The organism is Streptosporangium sp. H13245, from assembly GCF_055690525.1.
This window is the reverse complement of record NZ_JBSZKT010000002.1, coordinates 599,261-613,097: the sequence shown is the minus strand read 5'-3', so window position 1 is coordinate 613,097 and position 13,837 is coordinate 599,261. Positions and strand designations below refer to the sequence as shown.

General features: G+C 70.8%; 10 protein-coding genes. 8 read left to right on the top strand and 2 right to left on the bottom strand.

All coding sequences use genetic code 11. The features are described from left to right. Nucleotides 1-162 precede the first annotated feature (162 nt). The 4 genes from ACW9TB_RS06660 (at nucleotide 163) to ilvC (ending at nucleotide 6,335) form a co-directional block, all read left to right on the top strand. Nucleotides 163-2,823, top strand: coding sequence for a putative bifunctional diguanylate cyclase/phosphodiesterase (locus ACW9TB_RS06660; RefSeq protein ID WP_472747032.1), 2,661 nt, complete (start codon nucleotides 163-165; stop codon nucleotides 2,821-2,823). Nucleotides 2,824-3,000: 177 nt separating this feature from the next. Continuing rightward, a complete protein-coding gene (locus tag ACW9TB_RS06655) occupies nucleotides 3,001-4,788 on the top strand; it encodes an acetolactate synthase large subunit (RefSeq protein WP_472747031.1) in 1,788 nt (595 codons plus the stop codon). A 2-nt stretch (nucleotides 4,789-4,790) separates the two neighbouring features. Further along, entirely contained in the window at nucleotides 4,791-5,315 is a 525-nt protein-coding gene (gene ilvN / locus ACW9TB_RS06650) for an acetolactate synthase small subunit (RefSeq protein WP_344917957.1), read from the top strand. Nucleotides 5,316-5,354: 39 nt separating this feature from the next. Beyond that, a complete protein-coding gene (gene ilvC, locus ACW9TB_RS06645; RefSeq protein ID WP_472747114.1) occupies nucleotides 5,355-6,335 on the top strand; it encodes a ketol-acid reductoisomerase in 981 nt (326 codons plus the stop codon). Nucleotides 6,336-6,446: 111 nt separating this feature from the next. On the opposite strand, the gene ACW9TB_RS06640 is transcribed toward ilvC, so the two are convergent. Then, the gene (locus tag ACW9TB_RS06640; RefSeq protein WP_472747030.1) at nucleotides 6,447-7,316 is read right to left on the bottom strand and encodes a CAP domain-containing protein; all 870 of its coding nucleotides are present in this window, start codon (nucleotides 7,314-7,316) and stop codon (nucleotides 6,447-6,449) included. A 347-nt stretch (nucleotides 7,317-7,663) separates the two neighbouring features. Between ACW9TB_RS06640 and ACW9TB_RS06635 the strand changes: the two genes are divergently transcribed. Further along, nucleotides 7,664-9,028, top strand: a complete 1,365-nt coding sequence (locus tag ACW9TB_RS06635; RefSeq protein ID WP_472747029.1) for an MFS transporter — start codon at nucleotides 7,664-7,666, stop codon at nucleotides 9,026-9,028. A gap of 141 nt (nucleotides 9,029-9,169) precedes the next feature. On the opposite strand, the gene ACW9TB_RS06630 is transcribed toward ACW9TB_RS06635, so the two are convergent. Continuing rightward, on the bottom strand, nucleotides 9,170-9,715 hold the full coding sequence (locus ACW9TB_RS06630) for a DUF1707 and FHA domain-containing protein (protein WP_435288465.1): 546 nt from the start codon (nucleotides 9,713-9,715) through the stop codon (nucleotides 9,170-9,172). Nucleotides 9,716-9,803: 88 nt separating this feature from the next. On the opposite strand from ACW9TB_RS06630, the gene ACW9TB_RS06625 reads away from it, so the two are divergent. From ACW9TB_RS06625 to ACW9TB_RS06615, 3 genes are all read left to right on the top strand, one after another. Further along, complete coding sequence (locus ACW9TB_RS06625) at nucleotides 9,804-10,376, top strand: PadR family transcriptional regulator (RefSeq protein WP_472747028.1); 573 nt, start codon at nucleotides 9,804-9,806, stop codon at nucleotides 10,374-10,376. A 49-nt stretch (nucleotides 10,377-10,425) separates the two neighbouring features. After that, nucleotides 10,426-11,133 (top strand): ABC transporter ATP-binding protein, encoded by a 708-nt coding sequence (locus ACW9TB_RS06620; protein ID WP_472747027.1) that lies wholly within the window; start codon nucleotides 10,426-10,428, stop codon nucleotides 11,131-11,133. A 61-nt stretch (nucleotides 11,134-11,194) separates the two neighbouring features. Further along, nucleotides 11,195-13,801, top strand: a complete 2,607-nt coding sequence (locus tag ACW9TB_RS06615; protein ID WP_472747026.1) for an ABC transporter permease — start codon at nucleotides 11,195-11,197, stop codon at nucleotides 13,799-13,801. Nucleotides 13,802-13,837 lie beyond the last annotated feature (36 nt).

The window sequence follows — 13,837 nt, the reverse complement described above, 5'->3', positions numbered from 1 at the left end:
CCGCGGGTGCCGGACGGCACACACTGGCCCTGTGCCGGTGCGAGCGCCGAGGACGAAGAACGACGTGCTCGCGGCGGCAGCGCGAGTGCAGCGAGCAAGGGATGCTGCGAAAGCGAAACACATCACCGAAAAACACCCGACGACACCGATGGGCAGACGACATTGATCCGCTGGCGTGACCCCCGGGTACCGCTGACCGCCGCCGCCGTCGGCGTGGTGGGGCTCGTTGCCGCTCTGGTCAGCGGCGCTCCCGCCGTGGTCGTCGAGGCGGTGGCGGGCGTCGTCACCGCCGCGGCCGCCGCGGGCTCGCTGTTCGCCGCCGCCGCCAAGGTGGCCGACCGGCGCAGGGCACTGGCCTGGCGCTGGCTGGCGGGAGGCGCGGTCACCTGGCTGGCCGGGGTGGCGGTGCGGCCGATCGCGGACGGCGCCCCCTTCGTGGTGACCTTCGCCGACCTGGTGCTCCTGGCCGGTACGGCCATGCTCGCGGTCGGCACCACGCTGTCGGCGGCCAGGCCCGCGCGCGGGCACGCCCTGGTGCGCGACCTCGCCGACTCCTACGTGTGCGCCGCCGCCATCATGGTGATCATCTGGGTGTCGCTGGTGGGCCCGGTCTACGGCGACGGCGGTGACGCGGGCGACGCGGCGGTCACCTTCGCCTCGCCGCTGTTCTGCCTGATCCTCGCCTGCGTCGTGGGCCCCGCGGTGGTGCCGATCCGGCGGTCGGCCTGGCCGGTCGGGCTGGCGGCGCTGGCCGTGCTCGCAGCCGTCGCGACCTCCGAGACGATCACCGCGCTGGCCCGGGTGAGCGGCGACACACCGTCCCTGACCTGGGTGTGGCTCGCCCCCGCCGCGTTCCTCGTCCTCGCCGCGGTCCCGTGGAGCGGGCTCGCGACGCGGCCTCCCGCGCCCGCGGACGACGAGCCGTTCGTCCGCGAGAGCACGTCCTCGCTGATCGCGGCGGTGCCGCTGTTCCTGGTAGCGGTGGCCACCGTCGTCGTGCTCCTCCGCGTGATCAGCGGCGGGGTGCAGGGCCCTCCGGCGGTCCTGGGCTCGGTGTGCGCGTCGATCGTCGCCGTCCTGCTGGTACGCCTGTTCGTGATGCTGGTGGAGACCGGGCGGCTGCGGAGCCTGCTCCATCTCGGCGAGCGGCAGCTGCACGACCTCGCCGAGAGCTCCGGGGACGTGGTCCTGCTGTGCGACTACGACGGCGTGGTGCGGCAGATCGGCGAGGGCGTCGAGATCACGTACGGATACCGTCCCGCCGACCTGGTCGGCGGGAAGATCTTCGACTACATCCACCCCGAGGACGTGCCGGGGATCCAGGAGGCGCTGCGCGCGATGAGCCTGGAGGAGGAGGCCGAGGAGGGGCCGGGCGCGTGCATGGTCGCCTGCCGGGTCCGCGCCTCCGACGGCACCTGGCGGCCCGCCGAGTCGGTGGCCACCCGGCACGTGCGCGGCGACGACCTGCTGCTCGTCACCACCCGCGACATCAGCGACCAGGAGGCCCTGCGCAGCCAGGTCGCCCACCTGACCTTCCACGACGGCATCACGGGCCTGCCCAACCGGGCCTACTTCGAGGAGCGGACCCGGGAGGTGCTGGGCCGTCCGGGGGCGAGCAACGTCGCCGTGGTCTTCCTGGACCTGGACGGCTTCACTGCGGTGAACGACTCGGTCGGCCACGCCAGCGGCGACTACCTGCTCGGCCAGGCGGCCCGCAGGCTCCGCGCCGCCGTGCGGGCCGACGACACCCTGGCGCGCTGGGGCGGCGACGAGTTCGCGGTGCTGCTGGAGGCGCCGGTCGACGCCCAGACGGCGGTCGACCTGGCCGAGCGGCTGGTCCGTACGGTCTCCTCCGAGCCGTTCCGGGTCGCCGACCGCGACATCGCGCTGACCGCGAGCGTCGGGGTGGCCTTCGCCGCCGACGACGTCTCCTCCGCCGACCTGATCCGCAACGCCGACGTGGCGATGGCCAGGGCGAAGGAGCTGGGCGGGCGCAGGGTCGAGGTGTTCGCCGCGCACATGCACGCCGACGTGGTACGGCGCCTGGAGCTCGCCGCGGACCTGCAGCGGGCGCTGCTGGAGGACCAGTTCGCGATCGAGTACCAGCCGGTGGTCGACCTGGCCACCTCGCGCGTCACCGCCGTCGAGGCGCTGGTGCGCTGGTGCCGGGGCGGCGAGTTCGTCCCGCCGGAGCAGTTCCTCGGCCCGGCCGAGGACACCGGCCTGATCGTGCCGCTGAGCGAGTGGATCCTGCGCGAGTCCTGCCGGGAGGTGGCCGCCTGGCGTGCCTCCGCCTGGGAGATCGGGCTCTCGCTCAACCTGTCGGCGCGGCAGATCATGGCGCCGCGCTTCGTGGAGACCGTCGAGGCGGCCCTGGTCGAGAGCGGGCTGCCGCCCAGCGCGCTCACCCTGGAGGTCATCGAGGAGATGCTGGTCGAGGACGCGGAGGAGACCATCACCCGGCTCTCCGAGCTGCGCAACCTCGGGGTCCGGCTCGCCATCGACGACTTCGGCACCGGTTACGCCTCGCTGGCGTTCCTGCGGCAGCTCCCGGTCGACATGATCAAGATCGACCCGTCCTTCGTGTCCGGGCTCGGCCGCGACGAGACGCTGACCCTGCTCACCCGTACGATCGTGCGGCTCGGTCACGACCTGGGGCTGATCGTGGTCGCCGAGGGCATCGAGCGGCCCGAGCAGCTGGAGCTGCTGCGCGAGATGGGCTGCACCCGGGGCCAGGGGTTCCTGGTGGCGCGGCCGATGGCGGCACGCGGCGTCGACTCGCTGATGCGTACCAGCCTCTCCAGCCTCGGCACTCCAGCCTGACCGCGCATCTCGGACTCTGAGATATGTGTCCCATGAATTTGACGCGGGGGTGCCGCGTCGGCCATGGTGGAGCCATGCAGCTTCACCGTGGGATCCTGGTAGTACTTCGCTGGCGCGCTGGTCGCTGAGCCGAGTACTCCGACCCGCGCGCCGCCCCAGCTCCGCCGACCAGGCGGAATGGGGCATTTTTTATGCCATCAAGCATGCTCAGCCACAAGGAACGAGCCGATGACCGAACAGATGACAGGAGCCCAGGCCCTCGTGAGGGCGCTGGAGCACGTCGGGGTCGACACTGTGTTCGGGATCCCGGGCGGCGCGATTCTCCCCGCCTACGATCCTCTCTACGACTCGACCAAGGTCCGGCACGTGCTTGTACGGCACGAGCAGGGCGCTGGTCATGCGGCTCAGGGATACGCGCAGGCCACCGGCAAGGTCGGGGTCTGCATGGCCACCAGCGGTCCCGGTGCCACCAACCTGGTCACCCCGATCGCCGACGCCTACATGGACTCGGTCCCGATGGTCGCGATCACCGGCCAGGTGCCGAGCGGCGCCATCGGCACCGACGCCTTCCAGGAAGCCGACATCTCCGGCATCACCATGCCGATCACGAAGCACAACTTCCTGATCACCGACCCGGACGACATCCCCAGGACGATCGTGGAGGCCTTCCACATCGCCTCGACGGGGCGTCCGGGGCCGGTGCTGGTCGACATCGCCAAGGACGCGCTCCAGGCCAAAACGACCTTCCAGTGGCCGGTCGTCATGCAGCTGCCCGGCTACCGGCCGGTGACCCGGCCGCACTCCAAGCAGATCCGCGAGGCGGCGAAGCTGATCGCCGAGGCCAGGCGGCCCGTGCTCTACGTGGGCGGCGGCGTGCACCGGGCGGGGGCGTCGGCGCAGCTGCGGGAGTTCGCCGAGCTGACCGGCATCCCCGTGGTCACCACGCTGATGGCGCGGGGCACCTTCCCCGACAGCCACCCGCAGCACATGGGCATGCCCGGCATGCACGGCTCGGTGTCGGCGGTCGGCGCGCTGCAGAAGTCCGACCTGATCATCGGCCTCGGTGTCCGCTTCGACGACCGCGTCACCGGCCAGCTGTCCACCTTCGCGCCGTACGCGAAGATCGTCCATGCGGACATCGACCCGGCGGAGATCTCCAAGAACCGGCACGCGGACGTCCCGATCGTGGGTGACTGCAAGGAGGTAATCTCCGATCTGATCACCGCGGTGCGCAACGAGGAGCGCAGGGGCGACTACACCGAGTGGTGGGCGGCGCTCAACGCCTACAAGGCGACCTACCCGCTGGGCTACGCCGAGTTCGAGGACGGCTCCCTCGCCCCGCAGTACGTCATGGAGCGGCTGGGCGCGCTGGTCGGCCCGGACGCGATCTACACCGCGGGCGTCGGCCAGCACCAGATGTGGGCCGCGCAGTTCATCGGCTACGAGAACCCCGGCACGTTCATCAACTCCGGCGGCGCGGGCACGATGGGCTTCTCCCTTCCGGCGGCGATGGGGGCCAAGATGGGCCGTCCCGACACCACGGTGTGGGCCATCGACGGCGACGGCTGCTTCCAGATGACCAACCAGGAGCTCGCCACCTGCACGATCGAGGGTGTGCCGATCAAGGTCGCGATCATCAACAACGGTAACCTGGGCATGGTCAGGCAGTGGCAGACGCTGTTCTACAACCAGCGTTACTCCAACACCGACCTGCAGACGGTCCGCCGCATCCCCGACTTCGTCAAGCTCGCCGAGGCGTACGGTTGCGTGGGGCTGCGGTGTGAGCGTCCGGAGGACGTGGACGCGACGATCAAGAAGGCCATGGAGATCAACGACGTGCCGGTGGTCGTCGACTTCGTGGTGCACCAGGACGCCATGGTGTGGCCGATGGTCGCGGCCGGGACCAGCAACGACGAGATCAAGTTCGCGCGCGACATGGCGCCCGTCTGGGACAGCGAGGACTAGGCATGAGCAGGCACACGCTCTCCGTGCTGGTGGAGAACAAGCCGGGCGTGCTCGCGCGCGTGGCGTCGTTGTTCAGCCGCCGGGGGTTCAACATCGACTCGCTGGCGGTCGGCCCGACCGAGCACGCGGACATCTCCAGGATGACCATCGTGGTCAACGTCGCCGACCTGCCGCTGGAGCAGGTCACCAAGCAGCTCAACAAGCTCGTCAACGTGCTGAAGATCGTGGAGCTCGACCCGGCGCAGTCGGTGCAGCGCGAGCTCACGCTGATCAAGGTGCGGGCCGACGCCGACAACCGCTCCAGCGTGCTGGAGCTGGTCAACCTGTTCAGGGCGCGCTGTGTCGACGTCTCCTCGGACGCGGTGACCATCGAGGTCACCGGCACGCCGGACAAGCTGCAGGCCTTCATCAAGGTCCTGGAGCCGTTCGGCATCAAGGAGCTTGTCCAGTCGGGCATGGTGGCCATCGGCCGCGGCGCCCGTTCCATCACCGACCGTTCTCTCCGGGCCCTGGACCGGACCGCGTAACGCGTACGAGAAACCCGAAAGGTTAAGCAAGTGACTGAGATCTTCTACGACGACCAGGCCGACCTGTCGATCATCCAGGGCCGGCACGTCGCCGTTCTGGGGTACGGCAGCCAGGGCCACGCCCACGCGCTCTCGCTGCGCGACTCCGGCGTGGACGTCAGGGTCGGCCTGCCCGAGGGCTCCAAGAGCCGGGAGAAGGCGGAGGCCGACGGCCTGCGCGTGCTCACGCCCTCGGAGGCCGTCGAAGAGGCCGACCTGACCATGATCCTCGCGCCGGACCACATCCAGCGCCACCTGTACGCCGACCACGTGGCCCCGAACCTGGTCGAGGGCGACGCGCTCTTCTTCGGGCACGGCCTCAACATCCGCTACGGCCTCATCGAGGCGCCCGAGGGTGTGGACGTGGCCATGGTCGCTCCCAAGGGTCCCGGTCACCTCGTGCGCCGCCAGTACACGGCGGGCCGCGGCGTGCCGTGTCTCGTCGCGGTGGAGAAGGACGCCAGCGGAAACGCGCTGGAGCTCGCCCTGTCGTACGCCAAGGGCATCGGCGGCACCCGCGCCGGCGCGCTGAGGACGACCTTCAAGGAGGAGACCGAGACCGACCTGTTCGGTGAGCAGGCCGTGCTGTGCGGCGGCGTGTCCGAGCTGATCAAGGCCGGTTTCGAGACCCTGATCGAGGCGGGCTACCAGCCCGAGGTCGCGTACTTCGAGTGCCTGCACGAGATGAAGCTGATCGTCGACCTGATGTACGAGGGCGGCATCCACAAGATGTACTGGTCGGTCTCCGACACCGCCGAGTACGGCGGCTACTCCCGTGGCCCGCGCATCGTGACGCCGGAGACGAAGAAGGAGATGCAGCGCATCCTCGCCGAGATCCAGTCCGGCGAGTTCGCCAAGGAGCTGGTGGAGGAGTTCGACGGCGGCCAGAAGAAGTTCACCGCCTACCGTGACGAGCTCGCCGAGCACCCGATCGAGAAGACCGGCGCCAAGCTGCGCCCGATGATGAGCTGGCTCAAGTAGGAGCGTCCGGACAAGAGTGACGGCCCGTGCCCCTCGCGACGTGAACTCGTCGCGGGGGGCACGGGCCGTTTTCCGCCGGGCGGCAGGTGGGTTCCCGGCGGTCGGGTGTGGCTAGTGCTTGGCGAAGTTCTGGGTCCAGTAGATGCCGCGGGCACTGTTGGCCACGCCCACCCCGAGGTGGGTGTAGGCGCAGTTCATGATGTTGGCCCGGTGGCCGGAGCTGTTCATCCAGGCGGTGACCACCTCGGCCGGGGTGCGCTGGCCCATCGCGATGTTCTCGGCCCAGGCCCGCATCGGGCTGAACCCGCTCGCCTTGATCCGGGCGGTCATGTCGCGGCCGTCCTGCGAGGTGTGGCTGAAGTAGTTCTTGGCCGCCATGTCGTCCGAGTGGCCCTGCGCGGCCGAGCGCAGCTGCGGGTCGGAGGTGAGGGGACCGCAACCGCCCTTCTGCCGCTCGGCGTTGGTCAGGCGCACCACTTCCTCGGAGACGGAGGATCCCGGCGCGGAGCTGGGAGCGGTGCTGGGGGTGGTGGTGGGTGCGGTGCTGGCCGAAGGCGTCGGCTTGGGGGTGGTCGTCGGCGCGGGGGTGGGGGCCGGGGTGCCGGTGGGGGTGCAGCCGAGCCGGACGGGCTTGGAACGGCCGCTGTTTCCCCGGTAGTCGGTGACGACGGCGTAGTAGACGCCGGGCGCGCAGCGCAGCTTCACCGTCACCCGCCCGTTGGTCCCCTGCCGGGACGCGCTCTTGACGACCGGGTCGTTCCCGGGCACGGCGCGCTTGATGCGGATGCGGACCAAGGCGGTGTCGTCGCAGCCCAGCCGTGCGGCGGAGGCTTGGATCCGTCCCGCGGCGGTGACGTGCGGCTTGGCGGCGTACACACGGCACTCGGCCTGGGGAGCGGCCGCGGCGTGAGCCGTGGCGATCGGCGTGCTGAGGGCCGCCAGGCTCCCGAGGCAGAGCAGCGCCCCTAGCGGTCTGCGCATGTCGGTTTCCTCCAGTTGGTTAGACGCTGGATGGACTCCGCATTCTGTCGGGGACGGATCGGTCTTGTCAGCAAATTCCGGACATTAACTGTGGGTCGCAGGTAAACCAGAGTGATCAGGTATGCGTCTGTGGCCGGTGGTGCCCGTTGGCACCCTGATCCGGATATATCACTCTACGGGTGCCCTGAGCTGGACATATGCCGCATTAGCCATGTGATCACGCGGGCCGGAGGACGGTCCTCGCCGCCCGGCCTCCCCGGCCGGAAAGAGGCGAAATATTCTCGGCTCCCAGGGATCTTGGGGTTCCAGGGCCTACCGGGTGCCCACTCGCTGCGATTGAATGTGGCATGGTCTCCCCGGCGTCCTCCCCCGCCGCCGTCACCGTGTCGCGCGGCGTGCGCGTCGGCTACGGTGTCGGCTCGATCTGCACCGCGACCTTCTCCACGGTCCCCGGACTGCTGCTGCTGTTCTACATGACCAACGTGCTCGCGGTTCCCGCCTGGATCGCCGGTGTGGTGGTCTTCCTGCCCAAGCTCTGGGACATGTTCATCAACCCCTGGGTGGGCCAGCGCTCCGACCGGACGGTCTCCCGTTTCGGCGCCCGCCGCCCCTGGATGCTCCTGGGCGCGGTCACCCTGCCGGTGACGTTCGCCCTCACCTTCGCGGGCCCCCCGCTCACCGGCATCCCCGCCGCCCTGTACGTCGCCTTCTTCTACTTCCTCACCGCGACGGCGTACGCCTTCTACGAGGTCCCGTACAAGGCGATGCCCGCGGAGATGACCGACGACTACCACGAGCGCTCCTCGCTCCTGCAGTGGAAGATGGTCTTCGTCGGCCTGGGGATCCTGCTCTCCGGCGCCGTCGCACCGGCGATCGCGGGCACCGACGCCTCCGGCTACCGGACCATGGGGCTGGTCATCGGCGCCGCGCTGCTGCTGTCGATGCTCGCCACCTTCTTCGGCACGGCCCGCGCCCCGGTGATCGCGCGGGCCGAGGCGGAGCCGTCGATCGTCGCCCAGTTCGCCGCCGCCCGCTCGAACCCGACGTTCATGGTGCTGCTCGGCCTGAGCTGCGCCCAGATGTTCGCGGCCGGTGTCATGCTGGCCGGCGCCCCGTACTTCGCCACCTACACGCTGGGCGACCCGGCGGCGACCACCACGCTCTTCCTGGGCATCGTCGGCCCGCTGTTGATCACCATGCCGCTCTGGGTCCGGCTGTCCAAGCGCTACGACAAGCGCGGCGCGATGATCCTGGCATCGGTGCTGTTCATGGCGGGCGCCGCCGGGATGGCCTTCTCCGGCCCGCTCGGCTCGGCGTACGCGCACGCGTGCGTGCTCCTCGCGGGCATCGGCTACGCGGGGTTCCAGCTGCTGCAGTTCTCGATGCTCTCCGACGTGATCGTCCACGACGCCCTGGTCACCGGCAAGCGCCGGGCCGGGGTGTTCACCGGGCTCTGGACGGCCGCGGAGACCGTGGTCTTCGCGTTCGGCGCGCTCGTGCTCGGCTGGCTGCTGGGCGCGACCGGCTTCGTCGAGTCCGACCCCTCCACGCCGGTCGCACAGCCCGCGTCGGCGACCACGGCGGCACTGTACGGCTCGACGCTGCTGCCCGCGGTCCTGATGGGGATCAGCATCCTGCTGACCATGCGCTACACCCTGACGGCGGCGAAGATCAAGGAAGCCCAGGACGCCGCCGAGGCCCAGGAGGGCTGAGGTCATTCCCCGGGACCGTGGGGTGGTCGTTGGGGTGACCGTGGGGCGGTCGTTCAGGGCGCCTGAGGTAGGGGGGCGATGACGATGGCGCGGTCGTTCAGAGCGCCTGAGGTGGGGGAGCGATGACCGTGGCGCGGTCGTTCAGAGCATCTGGGGCGTGATCATCAGGAAGCCGCAGTCGCCGAAGGAGACGACGTCGCCCGGTCGCACCTTGGCCGGGCCGACCAGGCGCCAGTCGTTCAGGCGGGTGCCGTTCAGCGAGCCGAGGTCGACCAGGACCCAGCCCTCCTCGTCGCGGCGCAGCTCGGCGTGCACCCGGGAGACGGTCAGGTCGGCGAGGACCAGGTCGCAGGCCGATCCCCGGCCCACCACGTAGCGGGTCCTGCCGTCGCCGGGCAGCGCGAGCCGGGGCAGTCGCGGGCGCCGCCAGGCCGACTCCACGCGCTTGGTGAAGTCGGACGCGGAGGCGACGGCCTCGGTGACCATGCGGCGCAACCGGCCGCGTTGCGGCAGGTCGGCGACGAGATTGTCGAGCTCGCCCTGGTTGCGTGCGCGCAGGGCCATGTCGACGCGGCCCAGGAAGGTGTCGTGCGACAGGCGTCCCTCGACGGCACGGTCACGCAGTTCGCTGATCGCGCGATCGCGGTCCCCGTCGGAGGCGCGGGCCGGGGGATGCGTCGAGCTCATCCTCCGAGTATCGGCCCCAGGGGCGGAACCTGTCCAGAATATGCAGATCTCTTGCATCGAGCATACTGCGTATGCATACTCAGTATCTATGGCGATCCGACAAGGGCTTCTGGCCCTGCTGAGTCAGGGGCCTCGTTACGGCTACCAGTTGCGTGCCGAGTTCGAGGCGTCGACGGGGGCGACCTGGCCGCTCAACATCGGCCAGGTCTACACGACGCTCTCCCGTCTGGAACGCGACGGGCTGGTGAGTCCCGGCGAGCAGGACGAGCAGGGCCGGGTCGTCTACTCGATCACCGAGGCCGGTCTGGCCGAGATGGAGCGATGGTTCAGCACCCCCGTCGCCCAGTCGGACCGGCCTCGGGACGAGCTGGTCATCAAGCTCGCCCTGGCGGTCACCGCCGCCACGGACGTGCGGCCGGTCATCCAGGCCCAGCGCACCGCGACCATGCGCACGCTGCAGGAGTTCGTCCGCGCCAAGCGTATGAGCGTCGAGAGCCCCGTCCAGCGGCTGGTGCTCGACTCGATGATCTTCCAGGCCGAGGCCGAGCAACGCTGGCTCGATCACTGCGAGGCCGTGCTCGCGGCCTCCCCCCGTACATCGGATCCCCAGGCGCGGGACTTCCGGGCGCAGGATCCTCAGACGCAGGAGACAGACCGTTGACATCCTTCCCGAAACTCAGATCAGGGGTCCGCGCGCCGGAGGAGGTCAGATGACCCTCGACCCGGTCGTACGGCTCGTGGACGTGACCCGCGCACACGGCGACGGACCGCAGGGCGTGGTGGCGCTGCACGGGGTGAGCCTCGACGTCGGCGCCGGAGAGCTCGTCGCGGTGATGGGCCCGTCGGGGTCCGGCAAGTCCACCCTGCTCAACCTCGCCGGGGGCCTCGACCTGCCCACCTCCGGCTCCGTGGCCGTGGAGGGCACGCCGCTGGCGAGCCTGCGGGCCGGGGAGCTGGCCGGGCTCCGGCGCAGGCGCGTGGGCTACGTCTTCCAGGACCTCAACCTGATTCCCTCGCTCACCGCGCTGGAGAACGTGACCCTCCCGCGCGAGCTGGACGGGATCGCCTTCAAGAAGGCCCGCACCGAGGCGATGGAGGTGCTCGCCGAGGTCGGTCTCGGCGAGGTCGCCGACCGCTTCCCCGACGAGATCTCCGGCGGCCAGCGCCAGCGGGTCGCCATCGCCCGCGCGCTGGTGGGGGAGCGGCGGCTGATCCTGGCCGACGAGCCCACCGGCGCGCTCGACACCCCGACCGGCGACGAGATCCTCCAGCTCCTGCGCACCCGCTGCGACGCGGGAGCCGCCGTGCTGCTCGTCACCCACGAACCCCGCTACGCCGCCTGGGCCGACCGCGTGATCTTCCTGCGCGACGGCGAGATCGCCGACTCCACCGCCACTCCCCTGGAGAGCGCCCGATGAGCGAGCGAACGGACACGCGGGACGCGTCCGCGGATATCCGGCCCCGGGGCGGGGTGGTCGCGTGAGCGCCCTGCTCGCCGCCCTGCGCCTCTCCCGCCGACAAATCGGGCGGGCCAGGGGGCGCAGCGCGCTCATCATGGTCATGATCGGCCTGCCGGTCATGCTCCTGACGGCGGCCCTGACCTGGCAGGCCACCGACGACGTGACCCCCAGGGAGGGACTGGACTGGAACATCGGCGCGGCCGACGCGCAGGTGCTTGGGACGTTTGACCAGCCGGTGCAGCGGCAGAGCGCCGACACCCAGAACTACCACCTGAAGAAAGAAGGCGAGCGCAGAGCGCTCACGGAGCGTGAGGTCCTCGCCCTCTTCGGGCCGGGCAGCCGCGTGGTTCTCTCGCGCGCCTCCTGGGCCGGCTATCGGGCGGACGGCTCCTACCGGGAGACCGACCTGCGGGAGATCGACCTGCGAGACCCGATCACCACGGGCATGTACACGCTCCTGTCAGGACGCCTGCCGCGAGCGGAGAACGAGGTCGTGGTGACCCCCGGGCTGAGGTTGCGGGAGGGCGGCACCCTCACCCCGGACGGTAGGAGCACCGCCGTCACCGTGGTCGGCATGGTCGAGTTCCGGGGCGATTTCGAACGCTTCGAGATCGTCGGGCTCCCGGGAGCCGTGTTCGACGACGACGAGCGGATCGACACGAACTGGCTCGTCGACACCCCGGCCCCGGTCACCTGGCAGCGGGTTCGCGAGATCAACCGGCACGGAGTCACGGTCCTCTCGCGAGCGGTGGTCAACGATCCGCCCCCTGCGGGGAACGGCCCGGAGGATCCCCTGCCCTCCAGGAGCGAAATGGCGGCCACCAGGACCTCCGACCTGGTGTTGGCGGCCCTCGGCGTGGTCATCGTCGTCGTGGAGGTCGTCCTCCTGGCCGGACCGGCGTTCGCCGTCGGCATCCGGCGCCGTCGCCGCGAACTCGCGCTGATCGCCGCGCAGGGGGGCTCACCTCGTCATCTGCGCGGTGTCGTCCTCGCCGACGGGCTCGTCCTGGGACTGGCGGCCTCCCTGCTCGGAGCCGCGGGCGGGATCGGGATCGGCGCGGCCGTCACGCCGTTCGCGCATCCGGGCCCCCTGGAGGTGCCCCTCGGCCCGATCGCGCTCACCGCGCTCCTGGGAGTGGTGAGCGCGCTGCTCGCCGCCGTCGTCCCCGCCGTCCAGGCGTCACGGACGAACGTGGCGGAGGTGCTGGCAGGTCGCCGGGACCGGGTCGTGGAGCGCCGGGGCCTGCCGGTGCTCGGCCTGTTGCTGCTGCTGGCGGCGGCAGCGGTGATCATCGTCGGCGCGGTCCTGATGCGTAGCTCGGCGCGGTTCGGGCAGATGTACACGATCAGCCTTCTGGCGAGCGCGCTGCTCGGGCAACTCGGGCTGGTCCTGCTGACACCGTGGCTCGTCGGCGCCGTCGCGCGCCTGGCCGTACGGCTCCCGCTGCCGTTCCGGATGGCCGCCAGGGACGCCGCGCGCAACCGGGGCCGCACGGCGCCCGCGGTGGCCGCGGTACTGGCGGCGACCACCGTGTTCACCGCCCTGGCGGTGATCATCTCCAGCCATAACGCCCTGTCGCGGGAGCGCTACACGCCCCAGTACGTGATGGGAAGCACGTTCGTGATCGGTCCCTGGTCGAATCCCGCGCTCTGGCAGGAGACCAAGCGGACCGTCGCCTCCATCCTGCCCGGTGTGCCGACGATCGAGGCGGGGAGGTTCGCCAAACCGGACCTCTCGTCGGTGAACATCGTGTTCCAGCCCGGCTGCATCGGCGAGTGCCTGTCGTCGGTCGCCTGGTCGCAGGACCCCCTCGTGGGCGGGGTCGACCTGCTCCGCTACTTCCTGCGCGGTTCCGACCCCGCCGCGGAGGCCGCCTTCGCGGAGGGGAAGGCGGTGGTGTTCGATCCGCGGCTGCTGCAAGGGGGAAAGCTGGTCTTCACGACCGACTTCGAGGGGCGCCCCTCGCACTCGATGCCCGCGGTCGTGCGGCGCCCACCCGGCGATCCGCTGATACCCGTGGTGCTGCCCGTCTCACTGGCGGCGAAGCTCGGTCTCATCGTCAACCACGACACCCTCATCGTCGACCCGGCCGTGTCGCGCACGACGCCCGAGCAGGAGGAGCGGCTGCGGGACGCCCTGCGATTCGTCAGCCCCTCGGCCTACGTCAGGGTCGAGCGGGGTTTCCAGAGCAGCTTCTTCACGACACTGCTCGCCTTCGGCCTCGGTGCCGCCGTCCTGGTCCTCGGAGGTACCTTCACCGCGACCGGCCTGGCCGCGGCGGAGGGGCGTCCCGACCGGGCGACCCTGGCGGCGGTGGGGGCGACCGGCCGCGTCCAGCGTCTCCTCGTCGCGGGGCAGGCCGCGTTCGTCTCCGGCCTGGGGGTGGCGGGAGGGACGCTCGTCGGGGTGGTCGCCGGAGCGGCGAGCGTCTTCAGCAGGTTCTACGGCGAGCAGGGCTCCGTTGCCGGGCCGGTGAACGACATGTCGTCCGGCCTGGTCCCCCTCGCGGTCGACGTCCCCTGGCTGATACTGGGAGGGGTGATGGTCGGCCTGCCGCTGCTGGCGGCGCTGCTGGCCGGAATGTGCGTCCGGACGAGGGTGGTGCTCACCCGCCGCCTGGCCTGAGACCATCCCGCGGCCGGTCCCGGGCCCGGCCGTCTC